Below are 26,637 nucleotides of genomic sequence, written 5' to 3'. Positions count from 1 at the left end.
GTTGTATCTCAAAGATACGGTAAAATGAAAGCAATTCACAACTACCTGCATGATACAAGAACAATCTTACTGGTTGTGTTGTATCTCAAAGATACGGTAAAATGAAAGCAATTCACAACCGCGTTAATTCGATGTCATACAGCGCGTCGGTTGTGTTGTATCTCAAAGATACGGTAAAATGAAAGCAATTCACAACAAACAATGAAAACAGTTTCACAATATATTTGTTGTGTTGTATCTCAAAGATACGGTAAAATGAAAGCAATTCACAACCAAAGTCTTGATAATTCATTTTATCCTCTTGTTGTGTTGTATCTCAAAGATACGGTAAAATGAAAGCAATTCACAACGCAACAGTTGTAAGTGACAAAGGTTGTAAGGTTGTGTTGTATCTCAAAGATACGGTAAAATGAAAGCAATTCACAACTTTGATTATCAACTTGAAGATGTTGAGAATGTTGTGTTGTATCTCAAAGATACGGTAAAATGAAAGCAATTCACAACGCAATAGAAGCTAAAGATTTTTATTGGCAAGTTGTGTTGTATCTCAAAGATACGGTAAAATGAAAGCAATTCACAACAAGGTGCATCTGAAGGAGCCAAAACAGCTAGTTGTGTTGTATCTCAAAGATACGGTAAAATGAAAGCAATTCACAACTCAGGAAGCCAAGCCGTTTTTACATCCATGGTTGTGTTGTATCTCAAAGATACGGTAAAATGAAAGCAATTCACAACGCACCTTCTACTTCTAATAATGCCGAGGACGTTGTGTTGTATCTCAAAGATACGGTAAAATGAAAGCAATTCACAACCTAACGGTGTATCAGCTTTATTTCCTATTGGTTGTGTTGTATCTCAAAGATACGGTAAAATGAAAGCAATTCACAACACATTCGCATTTTCTCCAAACTTCATGATTGTTGTGTTGTATCTCAAAGATACGGTAAAATGAAAGCAATTCACAACAGAGATAGGAAACGACGGGATCGCAGGGGTGTTGTGTTGTATCTCAAAGATACGGTAAAATGAAAGCAATTCACAACAGATTTGCGAGCCCGTTAATTTTTTGGAATGTTGTGTTGTATCTCAAAGATACGGTAAAATGAAAGCAATTCACAACACTGTGTCGCTGTTCTTCCTTGGGGTTATTGTTGTGTTGTATCTCAAAGATACGGTAAAATGAAAGCAATTCACAACAGGTGCGGTAAGTTGCTGAACCATAACATCGTTGTGTTGTATCTCAAAGATACGGTAAAATGAAAGCAATTCACAACAACCATTGACGGTAGTGGTGTCAATGGGCGGTTGTGTTGTATCTCAAAGATACGGTAAAATGAAAGCAATTCACAACGCACCCGTCATATTATTGTATTTTTAGGTTGTTGTGTTGTATCTCAAAGATACGGTAAAATGAAAGCAATTCACAACGCTTCCCTTAATCTCTTCATTTGTTCTTTAGTTGTGTTGTATCTCAAAGATACGGTAAAATGAAAGCAATTCACAACATAAGTCTGCTGAATTACCCTCTGTCTATCGTTGTGTTGTATCTCAAAGATACGGTAAAATGAAAGCAATTCACAACCAAACAGCTATTGGTATATAGACGAGAGCAGTTGTGTTGTATCTCAAAGATACGGTAAAATGAAAGCAATTCACAACCAAACAGTTATTGGTATATAGACGAGAGCAGTTGTGTTGTATCTCAAAGATACGGTAAAATGAAAGCAATTCACAACCAAACAGCTATTGGTATATAGACGAGAGCAGTTGTGTTGTATCTCAAAGATACGGTAAAATGAAAGCAATTCACAACCAAACAGTTATTGGTATATAGACGAGAGCAGTTGTGTTGTATCTCAAAGATACGGTAAAATGAAAGCAATTCACAACAGTCAATGTAAACAATCCTGATTCATATTAGTTGTGTTGTATCTCAAAGATACGGTAAAATGAAAGCAATTCACAACCCTGCTGGTAATGTATTAGTAAAAGGTACTGTTGTGTTGTATCTCAAAGATACGGTAAAATGAAAGCAATTCACAACTCCCTTTATAGCATTATTCAAATTAATATCGTTGTGTTGTATCTCAAAGATACGGTAAAATGAAAGCAATTCACAACATAATTTATTATTATATTAACACTAAATTTGTTGTGTTGTATCTCAAAGATACGGTAAAATGAAAGCAATTCACAACAGATTTTAGACCTTCAAAATAATCAAATTGGTTGTGTTGTATCTCAAAGATACGGTAAAATGAAAGCAATTCACAACACACGCACACTTTCTCCATATTTCATGATTGTTGTGTTGTATCTCAAAGATACGGTAAAATGAAAGCAATTCACAACGAGTTGCACGATACTCTCCATCTAATGTTCGTTGTGTTGTATCTCAAAGATACGGTAAAATGAAAGCAATTCACAACACTAACACGCTGATAAATATACTGATCTATGTTGTGTTGTATCTCAAAGATACGGTAAAATGAAAGCAATTCACAACGCGCTCCGCCTCCGATAAGTTATAATATTCGTTGTGTTGTATCTCAAAGATACGGTAAAATGAAAGCAATTCACAACTAGTTACAATTTTGCCCGCACTATCCCAATGTTGTGTTGTATCTCAAAGATACGGTAAAATGAAAGCAATTCACAACTACAAATACAGCAATGAGATTACTGTTTTTGTTGTGTTGTATCTCAAAGATACGGTAAAATGAAAGCAATTCACAACTGTTTTAAAGTCAGGTAAAAATTCTAATTTGTTGTGTTGTATCTCAAAGATACGGTAAAATGAAAGCAATTCACAACTATAGTTATTATTTACCGTACTTTCTTTCGGTTGTGTTGTATCTCAAAGATACGGTAAAATGAAAGCAATTCACAACATTTATCTATTCCAGAAAAAGGCAAAAAATGTTGTGTTGTATCTCAAAGATACGGTAAAATGAAAGCAATTCACAACTTTTATCAAGTTGGGGAGCAAATGAATTATGTTGTGTTGTATCTCAAAGATACGGTAAAATGAAAGCAATTCACAACATATAATTTAAATACCCGAATCTTAATCCTGTTGTGTTGTATCTCAAAGATACGGTAAAATGAAAGCAATTCACAACTAAATCCTTTATGGGCTTAAAAAATGCAGAGTTGTGTTGTATCTCAAAGATACGGTAAAATGAAAGCAATTCACAACCGGTGTTGCCATTTTATTTAGGTGTTAAAAGTTGTGTTGTATCTCAAAGATACGGTAAAATGAAAGCAATTCACAACAAAGGTCCCCAGATTAAAAACTCTTCAACAGTTGTGTTGTATCTCAAAGATACGGTAAAATGAAAGCAATTCACAACATAGGAGTGCTTTCTTCATTCAGAAACGGAATTGTGTTGTATCTCAAAGATACGGTAAAATGAAAGCAATTCACAACAATTTGAGCCTTCATCATTTCTACCTGCAAGTTGTGTTGTATCTCAAAGATGAAAATAATTCATCACGAAATGAAATATTTTTATCAAAACCCTTTTTTCCTGAAAATATTTTTATACATTTATCTCTCAAACTAATCAAAAATAGATCATGAAAAAACTTAAAAAAGTTTCACGCAGTGAAATGAGATCCATTCAGGGAGGAATTGCTAAAGGAATGGTAAGATGTAAAAATCCACAAACATGCGTACTTCAGTGGGGATGGGGGACCGGTGATCCAAGCAGCTGCGGCTCTTTTGATATTGTCTGCGGAGATGCTCCACCACAGGATCCATGCGAAGTTATGATATGTGCATAAAGAAAAAAGAAGAGTGTTTTGTAACACTCTTTTTTTATTTAGATTTGCCGTAATGGTTTATGTACTGCTTATTAATTTTTTCAGCTTCGTTATTTTTGGATTAGACAAAAGAAAAGCTATCTTACATCAAAGAAGAATACCGGAAACTACATTGCTGGGGATTTCTTTCCTGGGCGGAAGTATCGGATCTATTATAGCGATGCTGATCTTCAGGCATAAGATTTCCAAGACTTCCTTTTTACTGAAATTCGGAGGTATTGTTTTAATTCAGGTGGCTTTGATTTACTTTTTTGAAAAAAAATATTGGGATTGGTCATAAAAACTTAATCCAGTATTGATAGTTTTTATTAAAAATAGGTGGATAATGAATTCAGGATTAGAGGCTTAGAAACAGGTTTTCTTTTAACCTTCTCATTATGAATTTGTTAATTAACAAAACTTATTAGTGAGTTTTTCATTAAAAATCACTATTTTTGCACCCGTAAAAATCTTTTATGCAAAACATTAGAAATATTGCGATTATCGCACACGTTGACCACGGTAAGACGACCTTGGTTGACAAAATCATCCACGCTACCAATATTTTCAGAGAAAATCAGGAGAGCGGGGAATTAATTATGGATAACAATGATCTTGAAAGAGAAAGAGGGATCACGATCTTATCCAAGAATATTTCTGTTACTTATAAAGACACGAAAATTAACGTAATCGATACACCTGGTCACGCCGATTTTGGTGGAGAAGTAGAAAGGGTATTGAAAATGGCTGATGGGGTTATCTTGTTGGTGGATGCGTTCGAAGGACCGATGCCACAGACAAGATTCGTACTTCAGAAAGCTTTGGAATTAGGATTAAGACCATTAGTGGTAATCAATAAAGTAGACAAGCCAAACTGTCGTCCGGACGAAGTTCACGATCAGGTATTTGACCTGTTCTTCAACCTGGATGCAACAGAAGAGCAGTTGGATTTCCCGACATTCTACGGTTCTTCAAAACAAGGTTGGTTCAATACTTCATTGGAACAGACTGAAGATATTTTACCGCTATTGGATGGTATTTTAGAATACGTTCCTGCACCGAAAGTAACGGAAGGTAACCTTCAGATGCAGATCACTTCTCTTGATTACTCTTCTTTCCTTGGAAGAATCGCGATCGGGAAAGTGACAAGAGGGGAGCTTAAGGAATCTCAGTGGATCGGTCTTGCACAGGCAGACGGAAAAGTGGTAAAAGGAAAAGTAAAGGAATTATACGTTTTCGAAGGATTAGGAAAGAAAAAAGTAACTGAAGTTCAGGCAGGGGATATCTGTGCTGTTGTAGGTTTCGATGCTTTCCAGATCGGAGATTCTTTCGTAGATCTTGAAAACCCTGAACCATTGCCAAGAACAGCGATTGATGAGCCTACGCTGAACATGACGTTCTCGATCAACAATTCACCTTTCTTCGGGAAAGACGGAAAATATGTAACGTCTAATCACCTGAAAGAAAGATTGACTAAGGAATTGGAGAAAAACTTAGCATTAAGAGTTCAGCAGACTGATGATGCGAATACATTCTTAGTATTCGGTAGAGGGATTCTTCACTTGTCAGTTCTGATCGAAACGATGAGAAGAGAAGGATATGAAATGACGATCGGACAGCCACAGGTAATCTTAAGAGAAATCGACGGAGTAAGCTGTGAGCCTTACGAATCTTTGGTTGTTGACGTTCCTGAAGAATATGCATCAAGAGTGATCGACTTGGCAACGCAGAGAAAAGGAGATCTTCACATCATGGAAACGAAAGGGGAGATGCAGCACATGGAATTCGAAATTCCTTCAAGAGGATTGATCGGATTGCGTTCTCAGATGTTGACGGCTACTGCAGGGGAAGCGATCATGGCACACCGTTTCACAGAATATAAGCCTTTCAAAGGGGCTATTCCTGGAAGAAACAATGGAGTATTGATCAGCAAAACTCAAGGTCCGGCTACAGAATATTCAATCAACAAACTACAGGACAGAGGTAAGTTCTTCGTAGATCCGGGAGAGGAAATCTATGCAGGAATGATCATCGGGGAGCAGAACAAGCCGGGAGATCTTGTGGTAAACATCGTGGAAGCAAAACAGCTGAACAACATGAGAGCTGCAGGTAAAGATAAAGATACGGGCGTAGCACCGAAAATCTTATTCTCTCTTGAAGAATGTATGGAATACATCCAGGGTGATGAGGCGATCGAGGTAACTCCGAACTTCATCCGTATGAGAAAGAAATTGCTTTCTGAAGAAGACAGAAAAAGAGTTGAAAGAGCTGCTAAAGCATAATCAATTTTTTACAGATAGATTAAAGCCTCGAACTTTTCGGGGCTTTTTTGTTATAGAATAGAAGAAAATGTTTATTTTTCATTTTCATTAACCGATATAATTAATGCAGTTTTTTAAACGATGAGAGGGAATCAATTAAAATTAATCTTATTACTGGTTTTTTTTGCTTCATGCAGCAGTTCTAAAACGTTGGCAGATACCACAAAACCCGTAAAAAATAAAAATACAGCACAACAGTCATCTCCAGCTTCAAAAGACTCTGCTATTGCCGCTAAAACGACAAAAATACCGGCGGAAGAAGTCTTTAAAACCAACCTTCCGGAAATCAAAAGAGAGTTCCGCGGAGCATGGATTGCCAGTGTAGCCAATATCAACTGGCCTTCCAAGACGAATCTGACCGTAGATCAGCAGAAAGCCGAAGCCATCAGTATGCTGGATATGCTGAAGGACAATAATTTTAATGCCGTTATCTTCCAGGTAAGACCTTCGGCGGATGCTTTATATACAAGTAATATTGAGCCGTGGTCATATTTTCTGACGGGAGAAACAGGAAAAGCTCCCTATCCTAACTATGATCCTTTACAGTTCTGGATTGAAGAAGCTCACAAAAGAGGACTGGAGCTTCATGTATGGCTGAATCCTTACCGTGCCCATCACGCGAATGGAGGCTCACCCAACGGTTTATCCATGGTGAATAAGCTTTCGGATATTGTGATACGGCTAAAGAACGGGATGTATTGGTTTGATCCTGCTGATCCTAAAACCCAGGGCCACGTTTCCAATGTGGTAAAAGACATTGTACAGCGGTATGATATTGATGCCGTTCATTTTGATGACTATTTCTATCCGTATGCCACGTACAACAGGGGTGCTGATTTTCCCGACCATAAAACCTGGAACGCCTATATAAGCAGTGGTGGGACATTATCAAGAGCCGACTGGAGAAGGGATAATGTCAATAAATTTGTAGAAAGGATCTATAAGGAAATCCATGCAGAAAAAAGCTACGTAAGATTCGGGATCAGTCCGTTCGGGATCTGGAAACCGGGTTATCCGGAAGGCATTACAGGATCTTCACAGTACGACGAGCTGTATGCCGATGCCAAACTATGGCTGAATAAAGGCTGGGTAGATTATTTTTCACCCCAACTGTACTGGACGATCGATGCTAAAGGTCAGGGCTTTGAAGCTTTATTAAACTGGTGGCAGTCTGAAAACACTATGAAGCGCCATCTCTGGCCGGGACTGAATACTGTTGAGGTGAGATCTTCTGACAGGCCGACAGAAATTAAAAACCAGATTGACATTTCACGACAGATCTTAAAAAATGATGCAGGAGAAATCCATTGGAGTATTGCCGGGCTTACAAAAAATGCCAATATGCTTCCAACCCTGAAAAACGGACCTTATAAAGAAAAAGCTTTGATTCCGAGAAGTCCGTGGCTGAATGCGGTTTCGTTGCAGACTCCCACCTTGTTTATGACCGATAACGGAACTTCTGTACAGGCTAACTGGAGTGTGAAAAATAGTAAAGACGTTTTCCAGTGGGTACTTTTTACCCAGTATAACGGAATCTGGGAAACCGAAATTCTGACGATGGATCAGCTTTCCAGAGAAATTCCTAAGTATAGAGAAGGAAAAACACTCAATGCCGTTGCCATTAAAGCGATAGACCGTTTAGGCAATGAAAGTGATTATTTGGCTAAAAAAATAAAGTGATGATCTAATCAGCATTACTAAAATAGCAGATCAGGCAAAACCGGTTCATGAGTGGACCGGTTTTTTATTTTAGAATAACTATAAATTATTGTTTTAAAATATTGTTTATCAGTATTTTGTGTTTTTAGGCGACTATGCATTATATAGGGTGAAGAAAGGATCGGAATCATTTTTGCATCATTCTTTACAATCACAAAAAATATGAGTTATGAATACCAACAGACTTTCACCCACGCTGGAACAGGCGTTGAGTGCGCAGATGAACAAAGAAATTCATGCATCACACGTTTTCTTATCCTACGGAATCTGGGCCGATGACAAAGGTTATCAGGGAATTGCCAATTTCCTTTACCGGCACGCTCAGGAAGAGAGAAATCATTCTATAAAATTCATGGAATACATTCTGAACAGGGGCGGGAAACCTAAAGTAGAGGCTATTCCGGCTCCTCCGGCTGATCCGGAATCATTATCGGCATGTTTCGACGGGGTATTTAAGCATGAAGTAGATAATACAACGGCCATCTACAAAATCGTTGACATGGCGCTGGAAGAAAAAGACTGGGCCACTTGGAATTTCATGCAGTGGTTCGTTCAGGAACAGATTGAAGAAGAAACACTGGCTCAGAACCTTATTGATAAATTAAAAATTGCCGGAGGTGACAGAGCGACTGATGAATCTTTATTTACACTCGACAGTGCCCTGGCTTCAGCACCGAATGATGTCCCTTTAGCTCAGGAAGCAACGGGAAATAATCCTTAGATAAAAAATAAACATTTTACAGTTTTAAAATCTGCCGGAATACCGGTGGATTTTTTTTATTATGAAACTCTCCATAATTTCATTATCTTTGCACGCTGAAAGTTGAAGGTAATGAATAATACATTCATTGTAGTAAACCTTAAACTTTAACCCTTAAACTTTGAATCTAACGTTATGAAATGTGGAATCGTAGGCTTACCGAATGTAGGTAAATCAACTCTTTTTAACTGCCTGAGCAACGCAAAAGCACAGTCGGCAAACTATCCTTTCTGTACTATCGAACCGAACTTAGGAACGGTTTCCGTACCGGATCAGCGATTGTTTGAACTGGAAAAAATAGTAAAACCTGAAAGAGTGTTGCCTGCTGTTGTGGAAATTGTAGATATCGCAGGGTTGGTAAAAGGAGCAAGTAAAGGGGAAGGGCTAGGAAACCAGTTTCTTGCCAATATCCGTGAATGTGAAGCGATCATCCATGTTTTAAGATGTTTTGACAACGGAAATATCGTTCACGTAGAAGGTTCGGTAGATCCGCTAAGAGATAAAGAAATTATTGATATTGAGCTTCAGTTAAAAGATCTGGAAACGGTAGGAAAAGCAGTGGAAAAAGCTAAGAAGTTCATCAAATCAGGGAAGAAAGAAGATATCCTGACGTACGAAACATTGCAGAATCTTCAAAAGCATCTTGAGGATGGTAAAAATGCCAGAGAATTTGCAACAGATGATTTAACGAAATCTATTATCGGTGAAGTTCAGTTGTTGACGAATAAGCCGGTTCTTTACGTTTGTAATGTAGATGAAAACTCTATTAAGAACGGAAATGAGTGGATCGGTAAAATTGAAGAGATGGCGAAAGCGGAAGGTGCTGAAATCGTTGTTCTTGCGGCTCAGATCGAAGCGGATATCAATGAACTGGAGACGTATGAGGAAAGAGAAATTTTCCTTGAGGAATTAGGTCTTACAGAACCGGGAGTAAACCGTTTGATCAGAAAAGCATACGATTTATTAAAACTTCAGACGTATTTTACAGCAGGAGTTAAAGAAGTAAGAGCCTGGACGATCGGACAGGGCTGGACAGCTCCTCAGGCGGCTGGTGTAATCCACACGGATTTTGAAAAAGGATTCATCCGTGCAGAAGTAATCAAGTATGATGACTATATGCAGTATGGTTCTGAAGCGAAAGTAAAAGAAGCCGGAAAACTTTCCGTAGAAGGTAAAGAATATATCGTGAAAGATGGCGACATCATGCACTTTAGATTCAACGTATAAGAAAATATTAAAGTTAGTTATAAATGAAAAGCGCTGCCAATGTATTTTGGGAGCGCTTTTTGCATTCCTGTAATAAAACTTTTAATGAGATGAAAATTTTATATTTTTTTGTTCTTGTATTCTGTATTTCGTGTTCTGTAAATAATACTGAAGGGAATTGTTTTATAGAAAAAGAAGAAAAGTCTGTATATGTTGAGCAGAAACCATATACGGTGAAGGAAATTCTTAATAAAAAGCCCGATTATCTTCAGGTTGTCGATCTGAAAGAATACAGAAGCTTTAAAAAGGACAGTACGGAATTCAAAGGTGGGTTTTCCGAAGAAAGGTGGAAAGCGAAAAAGGAAGAGTATAATGTTTTCAGTGAAAAGTTTCCGGACCATTTTTCTTATTCTGCAAAACAACAGGTTGGAAATGTTTTATATGCACTGGGAAGTAATACATTGGGATTTTGGCTGATGAAAATAGAAAATGACAAACCTTCCGCTTATTTTTTAGGATTAAGTTTTAGCCATTATTATATCAATAAGGTTCAGGAAACCCCAATTATTAAAGATGGATTTCTGCAGTTTGAAGGAAGCCTGGTGAAAATCATTAAGGTTCCCGGTTTGCCCGGTTATGATGATTATTCCGCTATGGAAGACGGAAAGCTATTCAGAATAAAATTGGATGATCTGATGAAAGACTCTGATCAGGATGGCTATAATGATATTTTTGAAGAGACTTTTGCCTTAAATCCCAACAATAAAGATACGGATGGTGACGGGATTAATGATTTTGAGGATATGAATCCGTTATTTACATCTGAAAAGAATAAGTTTTCAGAACTTTATGCTTCATTACTTCCTTCTTATTCCGAAGATGACGATTTAAAAAAACTTCATTATACATTTGAAGTATATGAGAGTGATTGCGATTATTTTCATCAGATCAATCCTGAAATAAGGGTGCTCTTTATCCCTGAAAAAGATCAGAAAAAAACATATTATACAAGAATAACGAATGTGACAGAAAATCATATTTCCAAAATGAAAAGAACCAGTTATGATCCTAACAGGGTTTATATTTCAGAGTCAGGAAGTAGCCATAAGAATGATTATGTGGCAGAATATAAAGATGGAAAGTGGAAGCTTGAAATCGTTGGAGGATATATTATATAGAGTTTAAAGAAGATTTAAATTCTAATTATATTTATTTTGTACATTTGATTTTTACAAATCGATAGTATGGAAAAAACAGCTCATACCTCATATACTTCTCTTGATGATTTCTATAGGGAAATGACCGATAAACTGGGAACGGACATCGAAACAATCTTTCCTAGAGGACTTCATAAAGATATCGGGCATTTTAACGTATTTGATATTGCCCAAACGATTGAAAAAATAAAGACAACCTCCGAAATGCCTTATAACAGGAGGAAATACTATAAGATAAGTCTCATCAGAGGACGTAACCGTGCGGAATATGCTGATAAAGTAATTCAGATTGAGAAGAATGCTTTGCTGTTTGCTACTCCCAAGGTCCCTTATCACTGGGTGCCTGAAGATCCGCATCAGTCGGGGAGCTTTTGCGTATTTACGGAAGATTTTTTTATCAAGGATAAATCTCATAATACCCTTGAAGATTTGCCGATTTTTCAGCCGGGAAATATTCCGCTGTTTGAAATTGATGATGAGCTGGCAGACGAGATAGAGCAGCTGTATGGCAGGATTAAAAAAGAGATAGAGTCGGATTATATCTTTAAATATGACCTGATCAGAAACTATGTGCTGGAGTTGATTCATTATGGACAGAAACTGCAGCCCGCTTCTAAACTTTCGACGTCAAATGATGCTTCACTTCGGGTGGTGTCATTATTTATCGAATTGCTGGAGAGACAGTTTCCTATTGAAAGTTCAGATCAGAGATTGCAGCTGAAAAGTGCAAAAGATTACGCAGACCGATTGTCGGTGCATGTGAATTACCTGAATAAAAAACTGAAGGAAAGTACAGGAAAGACGACAACGGAGATTATAGCTGAAAGAATTGTTCAGGAAGCCAAAATACTCTTAAAGCAGACCCAATGGAATGTTTCAGAAATTGCTTACGCATTAGGCTTTGAAGAAATAGCGCATTTTTCAAACTTCTTTAAAAAGAAAACTTCACTGGCACCATTAGAATTTCGCTCATGATTTGAATTTTGCAAATTTCAGTTTGATTCGAGCAAACACCTCAATGGAGAATTGTCAGAACTTTGTACCATCAAAAACAAACAAAAAATGGAAACAAGAACAAAAATCGCATTGGTAACCGGTGGAAGCCGTGGATTAGGGAAAAACTCAGCACTGAAAATTGCTCAGAAAGGACTGGATGTCATCATTACTTATAAAAGCAATAAGGAGGAAGCGGATAAAGTAGTCTCCGAAATCCAAGGGCTAGGAAGAAAAGCGATCGCTTATCAGCTGGATACAAAAGATATCAAAAGTTTTGATGCTTTTGTAAAACAGGTAGGAGATCATCTGGAAGAAAATACAGGCAGCAGAAATATAGATTTTCTGGTTAACAATGCAGGAACAGCATTATATGCACCAATTTCTGATGTTACAGAGGAACAGCTTGATGATGTGGTAGATATTCATTTCAAAGGTGTTTTTTTCCTGACTCAGAAGTTTTTACCTTTCATGAATAATGGCGGAGGAATTATTAATGTTTCTTCCGGACTGGCAAGATTTGCTTTGCCGGGATCTTCAGTTTACGGATCAATTAAGGCAGGAGTTGAAATGCTTACCAAATATATGGCGAAAGAATTGGGATCAAGAAAAATCAAAGCCAATGCTGTTGCTCCGGGTGCGATTGAAACGGACTTCGGTGGCGGAACAGTAAGGGATAATGAGCAGGCAAATGCAATGGTCGCAAACAATACAGCTTTAGGAAGAGCCGGCTTACCGGATGATATAGGTGGTGTAGTTGCTTTTTTATGTACAGAAGAGGCGGGATGGATCAACGCCCAAAGAATAGAAGTTTCGGGAGGAATGTTCTTTTAAAAAAATCAGGCGGTAGTTTTCTACCGCTTTTTTTATATCTTTATTAGGTTAGTTTAAAAACAGGACTATCATATTTCTTATGGTGAAAGAGTTTTTAGATCAGTTTCCCTATATTTTACTTACCCTGGAAGTAATCTATTTTGCCGCAGTCGTTTTTCTTGCTGGGAAAATTATCATGGATACCAAAACGACCAGTAAAACCTTAGCTTATTTATTGCTGATCATTTTTATTCCGGTGGTTGGGATTGTTATCTACTTTGTTTTTGGAGTCAACTATCGGAAAAACAAGTTTTATAATTTTAAATTTGAGATCAATGAGAAGATCTACCGGGATATTCGGAAGTATATTGAAAAGACTCATTTTGAATCATTAAAAAGAAGCGAAAACGAGCTGAAGGAATATAGTACCACTATCAATTTTCTTTACAATGCGGCGCATTCTCCCTTATCTTCAAAAAATGAAGTGGAAATACTTATAAATGGAGAAGAAAAATTTGCAAAGGTCTTTGATTGTATCCGAAAAGCAAAGCACCACATTCATCTGGAATATTATATTTACGAAAATGATGGGATAGGTAATCAGCTTGCGGAATTGTTGATTCTTAAAGCAAAAGAAGGCGTTGTCATCCGGTTTTTATATGATGCATTGGGAAGCGGCAAGATCGGCAAAAAGCTGATTGGTAAACTTAAAGATGCAAGCGTTGAGGTTTCCCCGGTAAATAAAATCACATTCAGGCTTCTGGCGAACAGGGTCAATTACAGAGATCACCGTAAGATTATTATCATTGACGGCAAAGAAGTATTTACAGGAGGAATCAATGTTTCTGATAAATATATTAACCCTAATACCCAACAATACTGGCGGGATATTCATCTTTATTTAAAAGGAAATTCAGCGTTTTATTTTCAGTTTCTCTTCCTTACCAACTGGGTTTTTGCTACAGAGAAAATTCCTGAAATCTCCAAAGACTATTTTGATTATCATGATGAATTTGAAGAGAGTAAGCTGGTTCAGGTTGCTGCAAGCGGTCCTGATACAAGTCCGGTGATTATGCTGAGTACAAATTCTGCCATTTTGTCTGCGAAAAAAAGAGTGTATATCGTTACTCCTTACTTTATTCCTATGGAAACCATTTTAAATGCAATAAAGCAGGTATCACAGGCAGGACTGGATGTAAGACTCATGGTTCCTGAAAAAGGGGATTCCGTTATCGTGAATTCTGCAGCTTATTCTTATTATGAAGGGCTGCTGGAGAATAAAGTCCGTATATTCTTTTATCAAAAAGGCTTTATTCATTCCAAAACCATGATTGTAGATGATGATTTTTCCAGCGTGGGAACAGCCAATATGGATGTAAGGAGCCAGGAGCTGAACTTTGAGGTCAATACCCTGATTTTTGACCAGGAAACGAATCAAAAACTGGAAACTGTATTTCTTGAAGACATGAAAGATTGTAGGGAAATTTCATTAGATGAGTGGAAAAAAAGGCCAAAGCATAAAGTGTTTTTTGAGCATCTGGCAAGGCTTCTTTCTCCACTTATGTAATGTGTTAAAGTTTGGCAAGATTTTCAAGGGCTTTCTCCAGTGTCTCCTGCTTCTTGGCAAAACATAACCTGATCACGTGATCATTTCTTTTGTTTTTATAAAAAGAAGAGAACGGAACACTTGCCACTTTATGGGTAATGGTAAGCTCACTGGCAAAATCGAAATCATTTTTATCGGAGATTTTATCATATTTCAAAGCTTGGAAATACGTTCCTTCACAATCTAAAAGCTCAAAGGAAGTCGTTGCTAATCCCTGTCTTAAAAAATCTCTCTTTTCCTGAAAAAACTGATTGAGCTGGTTGTAATGTTCGTCATTTTTCATATACTCGGCCAATGCCATCTGAATAGGGGTATTGACGGAAAAAACATTGAACTGATGAATCTTTCTGAATTCATCTGTTAGGTTTTTAGGTGCTGCACAATAACCGACTTTCCAGCCTGTAACGTGAAACAGTTTTCCGAACGAGGCTACCAAAAGGCTCCTTTCTTTTAATTCCGGATATTTACAGATGCTCAGATGCTGCTTTCCGTCAAAAACGATATTTTCATACACCTCATCGCTCAGGATAAGGATTGAGGTTCCTCTTACGATATTTATTAATTCCTGAATATCTTTTTCCTTTAAAATTCTTCCTGAAGGATTATTAGGGTTATTCAGAATGATCATCTTTGTTTTATCTGATACCAAATTCTTAACCGCAGTCCAGTCAATCTCATAATCAGGAGCTTTCATTTCGAAACGTTTTATAATTCCTCCGAAAAGCTCAACGGTAGGTTCGTAACAATCATAAGCAGGTTCAAAAATAATGACCTCATCCTCTTTTTTTACAAAAGTGGCAATGGCAGTAAAAATAGCCTGTGTTCCGCCAGAGGTGATGGTTATTTCAGTATCAGGATTATAAGTCGCCTGATGAGAATTTTCAATTTTTCTGGCAATTTCTTCCTTTAAACCGATCATTCCTCCCATAGGAGCATATTGATTAAATCCTTTTTTGATAAAATGATCTACATAGTTCAGAAGTTCAGCATCGGGCATAAAATCAGGGAATCCCTGAGATAAATTGATGGCTTCATTTTCATTGGCAAGCTGCGTCATCTGGCTGAATATGGTAGTCCCGATATTGGAAAGTTTAGACAAAGGAAGTTGTATCATTTAAAAAACAGATTTTGTTGATACCGAATTTAATAAATTATTTAAAATCTAAACCTATTTAATTAGATTTTGTGGATGTGTTTGTAGTTATACCAAAAAAATTATGTCGTTTCTCAATCTATTTTTTCCTTAGATATTTTAGTACAAAAAACAATATTAAACATTTGTTTAAAAAATATGACTTTTTGCTTTTAAATGTGTTCTGTGATACTTACATTTGTTATGCTAAAAATAATTTAAAACCAATGATCATGAAAATTAAGAAGATTGAGTTTCCGGCAGCATCCATTTTATCTCAGGGAAAAGAAAAGTTTGATTATGCGGATAGTTTTGAAGGAGAACTGGGAGGAAACGGACAGAATTTCGATATTACGCAAATAGGGAAAGCTTTTTTTACAAGCGGACCAAAGTGGGGAAAGAAAATGTTTGCTTTCAGAAACAAGGTGGTGAGATTGTTTGGGTTGAAAACAGGGGGAGAAACTGATGCCGTGAAAGAAACCGATAACTTTACCTGCGAAGTAGGAGAGCGTGTTGGTCTTTTTAAAATTTTTAGTAAAACAAGCAATGAGATTGTTATTGGTGAAGATGATAAACATCTGGATTTCAGGGTTTCTCTTTTATTTGATAAAAATCGGAGTGGGAAGGATGAAAACTCTCTCATGATTTCTACTGCGGTAAAATTCCATAACTGGCTTGGAGTATTGTACTTTTTACCGGTACGTCCTTTTCATAAACTGATTGTTCCGGCTATGCTGAAAAATATAATAGGTAAGCTGGAAAGTACAAAACAATAATTTCACAGGAGAAATGTTGATATTCCAATATTTGCTTTATTTTTTAATATGATTACGTGTACTTTTATACCGTTCCGATATTGGAAAGTTGGGATAAAGGAGGCTGAATCATGATCTTAAGTTTTTTAATCAGCTCAATTTAATTTATTTTAAAACCGAATGTAAAAAATGCTAATATTGTAGCGAATAACTTAAATTACTTTGAACACTATGATTAATCATGAAATAGATTATAAAATTTACGGGGAAGAAATGCAGTGCGTGGAAATTGAGCTGGATCCGAGAGAAAGCGTAATTGCAGAACCGGGGAGTTTTATGATGATGAAAGACGGAATACAAATGGAAACCTTATTCGGAGACGGAACGGAAAAAGGACTGATGGGAAAATTATTTTCTGCCGGAAAAAGGATGCTTACCGGAGAAAACCTTTTCATGACCGTATTTACCAACACTTCTTCAGATAAAAGACATGTAACTTTTGCTGCTCCATATACGGGAAAAATCATTCCTTTTGACCTGAGCAAACTCGGAGGTAAGGTGATCTGTCAGAAAGATAGTTTTCTTTGTGCAGCCAAAGGGGTTACCGTAGGAATTGAATTTCAGAAAAAGTTGGGAACGGGACTTTTCGGAGGGGAAGGATTTATCATGCAAAAGCTGGAAGGCGACGGGATGACCTTCGTACACAGTGGAGGACATGTAATTGAGAAAGAACTTCAGCCGGGAGAAATCCTTAAAATTGATACGGGATGTATCGTTGCCTTTACGCATACTGTAGATTATGATATTCAGTTTGTAGGCGGAATTAAAAATACGATTTTCGGCGGGGAAGGATTGTTTTTTGCACAGTTAAGAGGTCCCGGAAAGGTATGGATACAAACCTTACCTATTTCAAGGTTAGCCAGTAGAATTTTACAGTATGGAACCACTAAGAATAAGGAGCAGGGAAGTATTTTAGGAGGTTTGGGAAATCTGCTGGATGGAGATGGATTTTAATACAGAACTGAAAATGAAATAATGAAAGGGCTATTTTTTATAGTCCTTTTTCATTTTACAAATTTCCGCAAATGAAAGAAGATTGTCAGGTTTCACGGGACTTTAAAATAAAATCAAAGTTTGCTTCAGTTTTAAAGAGGAAATTTTTTAAATTTATACTGAATTGATATTTTTACAGATAAAATGAGGATAAGTATTTCCGAAAAAGAATCTTATTTTTTCGCATAATTTTATCCAATTGTGTATTTTTGTATGTTTGCTGAAATTACATATGTCACAAGAAATAAACCCAATCTATTCCGAAGATAATATCAGAACCCTCGATTGGCAGGAACACATACGTTTACGTCCCGGAATGTATATCGGGAAGCTGGGAGACGGATCTTCTGCTGATGACGGTATTTATATTTTACTTAAAGAAATTCTGGATAACTCGATTGATGAGTTCAGAATGAAATCCGGTAAAAGAATCGAAATAAAACTGGACGACGGTAAAGTTACTATTCGTGATTTTGGTCGTGGTATTCCGCTGGGAAAAGTAGTGGATGCGGTTTCCAAGATGAATACGGGAGGTAAGTATGACAGCAAAGCCTTTAAGAAATCTGTCGGACTGAACGGGGTCGGTACAAAAGCTGTCAATGCGTTATCAGATTATTTCCGGGTAAGATCTTTCCGTGACGGGAAAATGAAAGCTGCAGAATTTTCGAGAGGATTGATTACTGAAAATTTTGATGAAAAAGATACTTCAGACCGAAATGGTACGGAGATTTCTTTTATTCCCGATGGTGAAATCTTCCTTCATTTTAAATTCCGAAAAGAGTATATCGAAAGAATGCTCCGTAATTATGCATACCTGAATCCGGGACTTACCATTCTTTTCAACGGGGAAAAATTTTACTCTGAGAATGGACTTAAAGATCTATTGGACGAAGAGCTGGAAAATGAGACACTGTATCCGATTGTCCATTTAAAAGACCATGATATAGAAGTTGCCATTACGCACACCGATAAATCGCAGACGGAAACCTATTTTTCCTTTGTAAACGGACAAAATACCACGCAGGGAGGAACACATTTAAATGCCTTCCGTGAAGCGTATGTAAAAACGATTCGTGAGTTTTTTAATAAAAGCTTCGATGCATCAGACGTCAGAAAATCGATTGTTGCTGCGGTTTCCATCAACGTGGAAGAACCTGTTTTCGAATCTCAGACCAAAACAAAGTTGGGATCCAACGATATAGGACCTAATGGACCAACGGTAAGAACTTTTATTATTGATTTCCTGAAAAGTAAATTAGATAATTTCTTACATAAAAATCCGGAAGTTGCAGAAGCCATCCAAAGGAAAATCTTAATCTCTGAAAGAGAAAGAAAAGAGCTTTCAGGAATTCAGAAGCTGGCAAGAGAAAGAGCAAAAAAAGTATCGCTTCATAATAAGAAGCTTCGAGACTGCAGACAGCATTATAACGATCAGAAAGCAGAAAGAAAAGCCGAAACCCAGATATTTATTACCGAGGGAGATTCTGCATCAGGATCCATTACAAAATCCAGGGATGTGGAAACACAGGCTGTATTCTCCTTAAAAGGAAAACCTTTGAACTGCTATGGTCTTACTAAAAAGGTGGTTTACGAAAATGAGGAGTTTAATTTACTTCAGGCTGCTTTAAATATTGAAGAAAGTCTGGAAGATTTAAGATACAATCAGGTCATTATTGCCACCGATGCCGATGTCGATGGGATGCACATCAGATTGCTGATGATTACATTCTTCTTACAATTTTTCCCGGACATTATTAAAAACGGACATCTTTACATTCTGCAGACTCCATTGTTCAGAGTAAGGAATAAAAAAGAGACGAGATACTGCTACAGTGAGCAGGAAAGAGTAAAAGCGCTGAATGAATTGGGCAAAAATCCTGAGATTACTCGATTTAAAGGATTGGGAGAAATCTCTCCGGATGAATTTAAACACTTCATTGGGAAAGATATCAGACTGGAGCCCGTGGTGATAGGGAAAGACCAGACTATAGACCAGCTTTTAGAATTTTATATGGGGAAAAATACTCCCGACAGACAGTCTTTTATTTTAGAAAATCTGGTCGTGGAAGATCAGAATATTCAAATTAAAGAAGTTTTAGATTAAATTAGACAGTAGAAAAAATAGAACAGCTATATGAGAATAAGTAACCGCGGTAAAATTTCAATATATAATTTCATCAATATGATGCTGGTGTTGATTTTAGCAGGTGGTATATTTGCTTTCTTGCTAGAAGACAGATTCAATCTTTTGGGAGACTTTAGTTATCTGTTTATAGCAATTCCTGCCATAATGCTGGTTGCTTTTTATCTTATCGGAAGGCAGATTTTTGAATACGATAGCGACGGGGAAGCTTTGAATTTTAAGAACAGGAATATTGTTCCTTTTATCGACAAGCCACTTAGTGATGAGTTTCCAAAATATAAGCTGATCAGCTACGAAATTGTAGATATGTTCTTGATCAAAAGGCTGTATGTGAAAGTATCCAGCAAAAATACAGGCTCTACTATGCTCAAATACGAAATATCATACCTTTCTAAAAAAGAAATAAAAGATTTGAAATTCTCTTTAAATAAAGTAGTAACAACTAATAACGAGAAAAAAGAGTTAATTAAATGATGACAGAAGAGAACTCGCATGAAGGTGAGAGCCTGAAAAAAGTCTCCGGACTTTATAAAGATTGGTTTCTGGATTATGCTTCTTATGTAATCTTAGACCGGGCCATTCCATCGGTATATGATGGTTTCAAACCCGTTCAGAGAAGGATAATGCATTCCATGAGAGAGCTGGAAGACGGGCGTTACAACAAGGTTGCCAATATTGTAGGAAATACCATGAAATATCACCCTCACGGTGATGCTTCTATTACCGATGCCATGGTAGGAATCGGGCAAAAAGAATTACTGATAGACACTCAGGGAAACTGGGGGAATATCTATACCGGTGATTCTGCCGCTGCTGCAAGATATATTGAAGCCAGATTAACTCCTTTTGCCTTAGAAGTCGTTTTTAATCCTAAAACCACGGACTGGACGAAGTCTTACGACGGAAGAAATAACGAGCCCATAGATTTGCCCGTAAAGTTCCCATTGCTTCTTGCACAGGGTGTGGAAGGGATCGGGGTTGGACTTTCTACAAAAATTCTTCCCCATAACTTCAATGAGCTGATTAATGCTTCTGTTGCATATTTAAAAGGTAAAAAGTTTGAACTTTTTCCGGATTTTCTTACTGCAGGCTTTTTAGATGTTTCCGAATACAATGACGGCCAAAGAGGAGGAAAAGTGAGAGCCAGAGCCAGAATCAATCAGGTTGATAAACATACTCTGATGATCACAGAGCTTCCTTTCTCTAAAAATACGGGAGATCTGATCGATTCTATCTTAAAAGCGAACGAAAAAGGGAAAATCAAGATTAAAAAAATTGAAGATAATACTTCTGATAAAGTAGAAATCCTGATTCACCTTCACAATGATATGTCTCCTGATAAAACGATAGATGCGCTGTATGCATTTACGGACTGTCAGGTGACCATCTCTCCGAATGCCTGCGTTATTGTAGGAGATAAGCCAATGTTCTTAAGCGTTTCCGAGATTCTGAGGATGAATACCGATCATACCGTTTCTTTGCTTAAAAAAGAATTGGAGATCGAGCTTCATGAATTACAGGAAAGCTGGCATTTTTCGTCTCTGGAAAGAATCTTTATTGAAAACAGGATTTATCACGATATTGAAGAGGTTAAAAGCTGGGAAGAAGTTTTAAAGACAATTGATGAAGGATTAAAGCCTCATACCAAGCATCTTTTGAGAGCTGTTACGGAAGAGGATATTTTAAGATTAACGGAAATCAGGATCAAGAGAATTTCAAGATTCGACCTAGATAAATTTAAAGAAAATATCGCCGCTCTTGAAGGGAAAATAGAGCAGGTAAAACATCATTTGGAGCATCTTATTCCGTATGCAATTGAATATTTCCTGAATATTCAGAAGAAATACGGAAAAGACAGACAAAGAAAAACGGAATTAAGAATCTTCGATACCATTGATGCGACTAAAGTAGCAGTGGCTAATGAAAAATTCTACGCCAATTTCGAAGAAGGCTTCATCGGGACTTCCCTGAAGAAAGACCAGTATTTATTCGACTGTTCAGATATTGATGATATTATTACTTTCAGAAAAGACGGAAGTATGAAGGTGGTAAAAGTAGAAGCGAAAACATTTATCGGAAAAGATATTCTTCATGTAGCGGTATGGAAGAAAAACGATAAGAGAACCGTTTACAATATGATCTATCGTGAAGGAAGAGAAGGACCTTATTATATGAAACGTTTTTCGGTAACCGGAGTAACAAGAAATACGGACTATCCTTTAGCTTCAGATAAAAAAGGTTCAGAAACCCTTTATTTTTCTGCCAATCCAAATGGTGAAGCAGAGACTGTAACCGTGCTTTTAAAGCCGAATCCGAGAATCAGAAAAAATAAAATGGATATCGATTTCTCTGAATTAGCCATTAAAGGAAGAGATTCAAAAGGAAATCTGGTGACCAAATATTCGGTAAAGAAAGTAGACCTTAAAGAAGAAGGAGTTTCTACACTGGCTCCACGAAAAATTTGGTTTGATGAAACCGTAAGAAGGCTGAATGCGGATGCAAGAGGTACTTTGCTGGGAAGCTTTAAAGGCGATGATAAGATCTTAACCATCAATACCAACGGGGAAGCCAAACTGGTAAGCTTTGATCTCGGAAACCGTTTTGATGACGAGTATCTGATTCTTGAGAAATGGAAACCTCAGCAACCCGTAACGTGTATTTATTATGACGGGGAGAAAGAAATCTATTTTATTAAAAGATTCTTGCTGGAAAACAATACGAACCCACAGACTTTCATGCCTTCGGAACATCCGAAGTCTTTCATAGAAAGTATTATCGTTGCCAATAATGCTACTGCCGAAATTGTTTTTGCAAAAGATAAAGGAAAAGAACGCGATCCTGAAACGATAAATATTGATGAATTCATTGCTGTAAAAGGAATAAAAGCGATCGGAAATCAGTTTACTAAATTTAAAGTAAAATCAATCAATATTACGATTCCGGAGCCGGAAGAAGAGGAGCCGGAAGTGTATGAAGAACCGGAACGTTTTGAAGGGGACGATGAGGGAGGAACTATCGGAGATTTGTTCCAAAGTGAAGAGAATACAGAAAATTAAATGTTGAAAATATGATGAGTCCTATTGTTTTAGTTACTATTGCTGCGACTTGTATATATAGCTATGTTGGACTAAATAATCCGCAGTACTTTGAGAAATACAAGTTCAATGTTGGTGCAATTAAAAACAGAAAAGAATATATAAGATTAGTAACCTCAGGCTTTTTACATGCTGATTTTATGCATTTGTTTTTCAATATGCTTTCCTTATATTTATTTCAGGAAGCGGTTACCTTGTTTTTTGGAGATATAGGATTTTTAATCATCTATTTTGGATCTTTGCTTCTAGGAAATCTGTTTAGCTTATTGATTTATCAAAATCAGCCGTGGTATTCTGCAATTGGAGCTTCTGGAGCAGTTTCCGGAATTATTTTTGCCTCTATTGCTATGGCTCCGAACGAAATCAGCGTGAATTTTTTACCAGGATGGCTTTTCGGGACATTGTATTTCGGTTATTCAGTATATATGATGCTAAATCCTAAACAATGGGATAATCTGGGACACTCTGCACATTTGGGAGGTGCTTTTTTCGGATTGGTATATTCTGTTGCATTGCATCCTCAATTAGCGATGAGCAATTTGTTGTTCTTGGGAATTATGTCACTTCCTTTAATATATTTAGCCTATCAGATTTTTATTAAGAAAAAAATAAGGTAAAATATTATCTTTACTTAAAATATTAAGACCAATGGACACATCAGAGTTAAATCGTTTCGTCGTAATACTTATTTATGGTTCATTGGTCTTACTTTCTTTACTAAAGCTCAGTAACCCACTTAAAGTTAATAGAAAAGCGAATTTTTGGTTCGGAATATTTCTTTTTCTATGGTCAAGCTTCTGGTTGGATGAAACGCTGTCTTTGGTATTAAGATCAGAAATACAGATCCGTTCCATTTTTATGGTACAGTTTGTACAATTTTTAACGCCGGTTATCTTCTATTTTAGTGTATTGTTTTACACAAATCCTTCATTTAAATTTAAGCTTTCGGATGTTAAATATTTTATTCTGCCTTTTATTTTTTTAAGTATTCTTTTCCTTCAAAGGAAAAAAACTTTAGAAAGTGATTCTGCTTTTTTTGAATTTCTTGAGATTATTTATATCAGCTTAATTTTGATCCAGACCCTTTTTTATACCGGACTTTCTTATTTTACGATAAGGAAACATCAGAAAAAGATTCAGCAGTTTTCTGCCAATACGGAAGGAATTAATCTCAATTGGCTGGAATATATCATTCTGATCATCTTTGTTATTAATATAATTTATATTATTTACAATCTTTCTTATGATTCAACTTCACTGAATTTTTTTATTAATGCTGCTTTTTTATTGGTAATTTATTTCGTGGCATTCTATTCTTTAAAACAGAAAGAAATTTATCCTGTCGAAGAAAGGCAACGTGAAGAATTAATTTCCATTGATGAAAATGCTGAAACGGAAGGAGTAAAGAAAAAGCTGATTTCAGATGATGAACTGTTAAAGCTGAAAAACCAACTTGAAACATTGATGGATATTGAAAAGCCATATCTTGACAGTGAGCTTAACCTGATTCGCCTTTCCGAATTACTTTCTATATCCACCCATCATTTGTCTTATGTAATCAATACGGGGTTTCAAAAGAATTTTTTCCAGTATGTGAATGAATACCGGATTGAACATGCGAAGAAACTTTTGAAAGATAGTTCAAAAAATAAACTTTCTATTTTAGGCATTGCTTATGAATCCGGATTTAATTCAAAAACGTCCTTTAATACTACTTTTAAAAAATTGACTAATCAGACACCTTCTGAGTTTAAAAAATAGGTTCGGGTTTATAAGTTTTAACTTGTTTTGTTTTTAACTTGTTTAAAATCAGTTTTTTATTTTTGTGGTATGAAATGGTTCATTCATATAATTCGGAACATTAGCAGCACCTTTCCGGTCTACTTTTGTCTCAGAAAGTTTATATTATGAAAACAAAAGAATCATTTGCCGTAGTTACCGGAGCAAGTCAAGGTTTAGGAAGAGCGTTTACAGAAAGTCTGGCCAGAAGGAAGATCAATGTTATTCTTGTGAGTCTTCCCAATCAAAATTTAAAAGAAATAAGTCAAAAAATAGCCGAACTTTATCACATTAAAACCCATTATTATGAGGTTGATCTTTCTGTGAATGAAAATGTTTTAAAGTTGACAGAATGGATAAATAAGTCCTTTAATATTCATATTTTAATTAATAATGCAGGATTGGGCGGAACCAGAAAATTTTTAGATGTAACTTCGGACTATATTAATAATATTCTTCAGGTGAATGTTACTGCCACTTCATTGATTACCCATCAGCTTTTGCCTAATCTTCTGAAACAACCTCAATCTTATATTTTAAACGTTTCAAGTATGGCAGCTTTCTCGCCTATTGGTTTTAAAACAGTTTATCCGGCTTCAAAAACTTTTATCCATTCATTTTCAAGAGGTTTGAATGAAGAGCTCAAAAATACCAATGTGTTTGTAAGTGTTGTGAATCCGGGCGCGATGAAAACAAACCCTGATGTTGTTGAAAGAATTGAAAAACAAGGCTTTATCGGGAGGTTGACCCTATTAGATCCTGAAAAAGTTGCAGAATATTGCATCAGCCAGCTTTTTAAAAAAGATTCTGTAATTATGGTAAATCCTGTGAGCTGGCTTGTAATGAAAATATTGCCGATCTGGATTAAATTACCATTAATGACCAGCGCAATAAAACGGGAAATAAAAGCATGAAAAAAGTATTTGTTACAGGAATTACGGGGCTTTTAGGAGCCAATGTTGTTATTAAATTATTAGAAGATGGTCATTTTGTTATTGCTTTGGTGCGCAAGAAAAGCAACTATTTGGGTGAAAAAAATAAGAGTCTAAAACTTATTGAAGGAGATCTGTTTTCAGATTTCTCAGAATATTTAAAAGATGTAAACTTTATTATTCATATCGCCGCGGAGACAAAACAAAATTTGCTGCATTATGAAGATTATAGAAAAGTTAATTATGAAGCTGTTGTTCATTTACTCTCGCAAAGTGTAAATGCTGAAAAGTTTTTATTTGTAAGTACGGCAAATACTTTAGGATTCGGAAGTTTAGATGATTTGGGAACTGAAAATGATCGATGGAAATATCCTTTTAATGAATCTTTTTATGCTAAAAGTAAACTTGAAGCAGAAAATTTTCTTTTAGAGAATAATAAAACGAAAGTAATTATTGTAAATCCAACGTTTATGATTGGTGCCTATGATAATAAACCAAGTTCGGGAAAAATTATCTTTTGGGTTTGGAAAAAAAAGCTTGTTTTTTACCCAAAAGGTGGAAAAAATTTTGTGAATGCAGAAGATGCTGCTAAAGGAATTTGTAAAGCATTGGAAAAAGGAAAGCCAGGTGAAAAATACCTATTAGCCAATGAAAATTTGAAGTATAAGGATTTTTTTAAAATCGTCAATAATGTTACTGGCCAGCAATCGGTATTGCTTCCGATTCCGGACTTTATTTTAATTTTTTTTGGTTTTATAGGAGATTTTTTAAGGCTTATAAGAATTAAAACGAATTTAAGCTCGGCGAATATGAAAGCTCTTCGAATTGATAATTTTTATTCTAATCAGAAATCAATAAACGAACTTGGGGTTCATTATCAGCCTATTGAAAAAGGAATTACAGATGCTGTTGAATATTTTAAAAATACAATTAAGTAGTTCTTTCTGTTATTGTGAAATTTTTTCTAATGCATCCTGAAGGGTTGCAATAAAATTGATATGCTTAGTTTTATTACTTTCAAAAATGAAATCTTTTAGGCTTTTACTTTCATACTTATCAAAATCTCCAATTATAGTTAAATTAATACGATAATTAGAAAACTTCTGAAGGATCTCACCCGCAATTTTTGTTTTTAAATTAAAAAAATCAGAAGTGATATTTTTCTCATAAATAATTACCTGATCAAAGCCCTGATAGTAGATATTACCCAGAAGATCCAGCCCATCCTGAACAGAATTAATGATAATATTATCAGAAATTATTTCCGCTACTTTAGTAGTATTGATTTGATGTGTGTTAATCTCCATAT

At 36.1% G+C, this 26,637-nt stretch carries 21 protein-coding genes and 1 CRISPR repeat array (1 of these 22 only partly in view); of the genes, 19 read left to right on the top strand and 2 right to left on the bottom strand.

Annotated elements, in window-relative coordinates:
* Positions 1–3,430: direct repeats of the CRISPR family, unit length 47 nt; unit sequence GTTGTGTTGTATCTCAAAGATACGGTAAAATGAAAGCAATTCACAAC; it reaches 313 nt to the left of the window's first position.
* A gap of 149 nt (positions 3,431–3,579) precedes the next feature.
* The 10 genes from MKS83_RS03975 to cls all read left to right on the top strand — a co-directional run bounded on the left by MKS83_RS03975 (position 3,580) and on the right by cls (position 14,400).
* A complete protein-coding gene (locus MKS83_RS03975) occupies positions 3,580–3,786 on the top strand; it encodes a bacteriocin-like protein (RefSeq protein ID WP_100375835.1) in 207 nt (68 codons plus the stop codon).
* A 52-nt stretch (positions 3,787–3,838) separates the two neighbouring features.
* Positions 3,839–4,105, top strand: coding sequence for a DUF1294 domain-containing protein (locus MKS83_RS03970; RefSeq protein WP_240582059.1), 267 nt, complete (start codon positions 3,839–3,841; stop codon positions 4,103–4,105).
* Positions 4,106–4,280: 175 nt separating this feature from the next.
* Entirely contained in the window at positions 4,281–6,086 is a 1,806-nt protein-coding gene (gene typA / locus MKS83_RS03965) for a translational GTPase TypA (protein WP_100375833.1), read from the top strand.
* A 120-nt stretch (positions 6,087–6,206) separates the two neighbouring features.
* Positions 6,207–7,805, top strand: a complete 1,599-nt coding sequence (locus MKS83_RS03960; protein ID WP_240582058.1) for a glycoside hydrolase family 10 protein — start codon at positions 6,207–6,209, stop codon at positions 7,803–7,805.
* A gap of 208 nt (positions 7,806–8,013) precedes the next feature.
* On the top strand, positions 8,014–8,565 hold the full coding sequence (locus MKS83_RS03955) for a ferritin (RefSeq protein WP_240582057.1): 552 nt from the start codon (positions 8,014–8,016) through the stop codon (positions 8,563–8,565).
* A gap of 174 nt (positions 8,566–8,739) precedes the next feature.
* On the top strand, positions 8,740–9,831 hold the full coding sequence (gene ychF, locus MKS83_RS03950; protein WP_100375830.1) for a redox-regulated ATPase YchF: 1,092 nt from the start codon (positions 8,740–8,742) through the stop codon (positions 9,829–9,831).
* An 89-nt stretch (positions 9,832–9,920) separates the two neighbouring features.
* On the top strand, positions 9,921–10,988 hold the full coding sequence (locus MKS83_RS03945; protein WP_240582056.1) for a hypothetical protein: 1,068 nt from the start codon (positions 9,921–9,923) through the stop codon (positions 10,986–10,988).
* Between the two features lie 66 nt (positions 10,989–11,054).
* Complete coding sequence (locus MKS83_RS03940; protein ID WP_240582055.1) at positions 11,055–12,002, top strand: helix-turn-helix domain-containing protein; 948 nt, start codon at positions 11,055–11,057, stop codon at positions 12,000–12,002.
* An 87-nt stretch (positions 12,003–12,089) separates the two neighbouring features.
* Complete coding sequence (locus MKS83_RS03935; RefSeq protein ID WP_240582054.1) at positions 12,090–12,854, top strand: SDR family NAD(P)-dependent oxidoreductase; 765 nt, start codon at positions 12,090–12,092, stop codon at positions 12,852–12,854.
* A gap of 79 nt (positions 12,855–12,933) precedes the next feature.
* Complete coding sequence (gene cls, locus MKS83_RS03930; protein WP_240582053.1) at positions 12,934–14,400, top strand: cardiolipin synthase; 1,467 nt, start codon at positions 12,934–12,936, stop codon at positions 14,398–14,400.
* A 4-nt stretch (positions 14,401–14,404) separates the two neighbouring features.
* Here cls and MKS83_RS03925 read toward each other — a convergent pair whose 3' ends face one another.
* Positions 14,405–15,553 carry a methionine aminotransferase gene (locus MKS83_RS03925; protein ID WP_240582052.1) on the bottom strand — a complete coding sequence of 383 codons (1,149 nt, stop codon included), beginning with the start codon at positions 15,551–15,553 and terminating at the stop codon, positions 14,405–14,407.
* 251 nt (positions 15,554–15,804) lie between these two features.
* On the opposite strand from MKS83_RS03925, the gene MKS83_RS03920 reads away from it, so the two are divergent.
* The 9 genes from MKS83_RS03920 to MKS83_RS03880 all read left to right on the top strand — a co-directional run bounded on the left by MKS83_RS03920 (position 15,805) and on the right by MKS83_RS03880 (position 26,266).
* Entirely contained in the window at positions 15,805–16,347 is a 543-nt protein-coding gene (locus MKS83_RS03920) for a DUF2867 domain-containing protein (RefSeq protein WP_240582051.1), read from the top strand.
* Between the two features lie 210 nt (positions 16,348–16,557).
* On the top strand, positions 16,558–17,340 hold the full coding sequence (locus tag MKS83_RS03915; RefSeq protein WP_240582050.1) for a TIGR00266 family protein: 783 nt from the start codon (positions 16,558–16,560) through the stop codon (positions 17,338–17,340).
* A 271-nt stretch (positions 17,341–17,611) separates the two neighbouring features.
* Positions 17,612–19,483 (top strand): DNA topoisomerase IV subunit B, encoded by a 1,872-nt coding sequence (locus MKS83_RS03910; protein ID WP_240582049.1) that lies wholly within the window; start codon positions 17,612–17,614, stop codon positions 19,481–19,483.
* A gap of 30 nt (positions 19,484–19,513) precedes the next feature.
* The gene (locus tag MKS83_RS03905; RefSeq protein WP_240582048.1) at positions 19,514–19,996 is read left to right on the top strand and encodes a hypothetical protein; all 483 of its coding nucleotides are present in this window, start codon (positions 19,514–19,516) and stop codon (positions 19,994–19,996) included.
* Entirely contained in the window at positions 19,993–22,578 is a 2,586-nt protein-coding gene (locus MKS83_RS03900; RefSeq protein WP_240582047.1) for a DNA gyrase/topoisomerase IV subunit A, read from the top strand. The genes MKS83_RS03905 and MKS83_RS03900 overlap by 4 nt, the downstream gene beginning before the upstream one ends.
* A gap of 14 nt (positions 22,579–22,592) precedes the next feature.
* The gene (locus tag MKS83_RS03895; RefSeq protein ID WP_100375819.1) at positions 22,593–23,234 is read left to right on the top strand and encodes a rhomboid family intramembrane serine protease; all 642 of its coding nucleotides are present in this window, start codon (positions 22,593–22,595) and stop codon (positions 23,232–23,234) included.
* A gap of 31 nt (positions 23,235–23,265) precedes the next feature.
* The gene (locus tag MKS83_RS03890; protein ID WP_240582046.1) at positions 23,266–24,378 is read left to right on the top strand and encodes a helix-turn-helix domain-containing protein; all 1,113 of its coding nucleotides are present in this window, start codon (positions 23,266–23,268) and stop codon (positions 24,376–24,378) included.
* A 146-nt stretch (positions 24,379–24,524) separates the two neighbouring features.
* The gene (locus MKS83_RS03885; protein ID WP_240582045.1) at positions 24,525–25,310 is read left to right on the top strand and encodes an SDR family NAD(P)-dependent oxidoreductase; all 786 of its coding nucleotides are present in this window, start codon (positions 24,525–24,527) and stop codon (positions 25,308–25,310) included.
* Positions 25,307–26,266: an NAD-dependent epimerase/dehydratase family protein gene (locus tag MKS83_RS03880; RefSeq protein ID WP_240582044.1), complete on the top strand. Its 960-nt coding sequence runs from the start codon at positions 25,307–25,309 to the stop codon at positions 26,264–26,266. The genes MKS83_RS03885 and MKS83_RS03880 overlap by 4 nt, the downstream gene beginning before the upstream one ends.
* A 9-nt stretch (positions 26,267–26,275) precedes the next feature.
* Here the strand turns inward: MKS83_RS03880 and MKS83_RS03875 are convergent, their stop codons facing one another.
* Positions 26,276–26,635 carry a DUF4180 domain-containing protein gene (locus MKS83_RS03875; protein WP_240582043.1) on the bottom strand — a complete coding sequence of 120 codons (360 nt, stop codon included), beginning with the start codon at positions 26,633–26,635 and terminating at the stop codon, positions 26,276–26,278.
* Positions 26,636–26,637: the final 2 nt, after the last annotated feature.

The sequence above is a fragment of the Chryseobacterium sp. Y16C genome, from assembly GCF_022488405.1.
GTDB classification, from domain to species: domain Bacteria; phylum Bacteroidota; class Bacteroidia; order Flavobacteriales; family Weeksellaceae; genus Chryseobacterium; species Chryseobacterium geocarposphaerae.
Note: the sequence above shows the minus strand (reverse complement) of the source record. Positions and strands in the feature narration are given on the sequence as shown.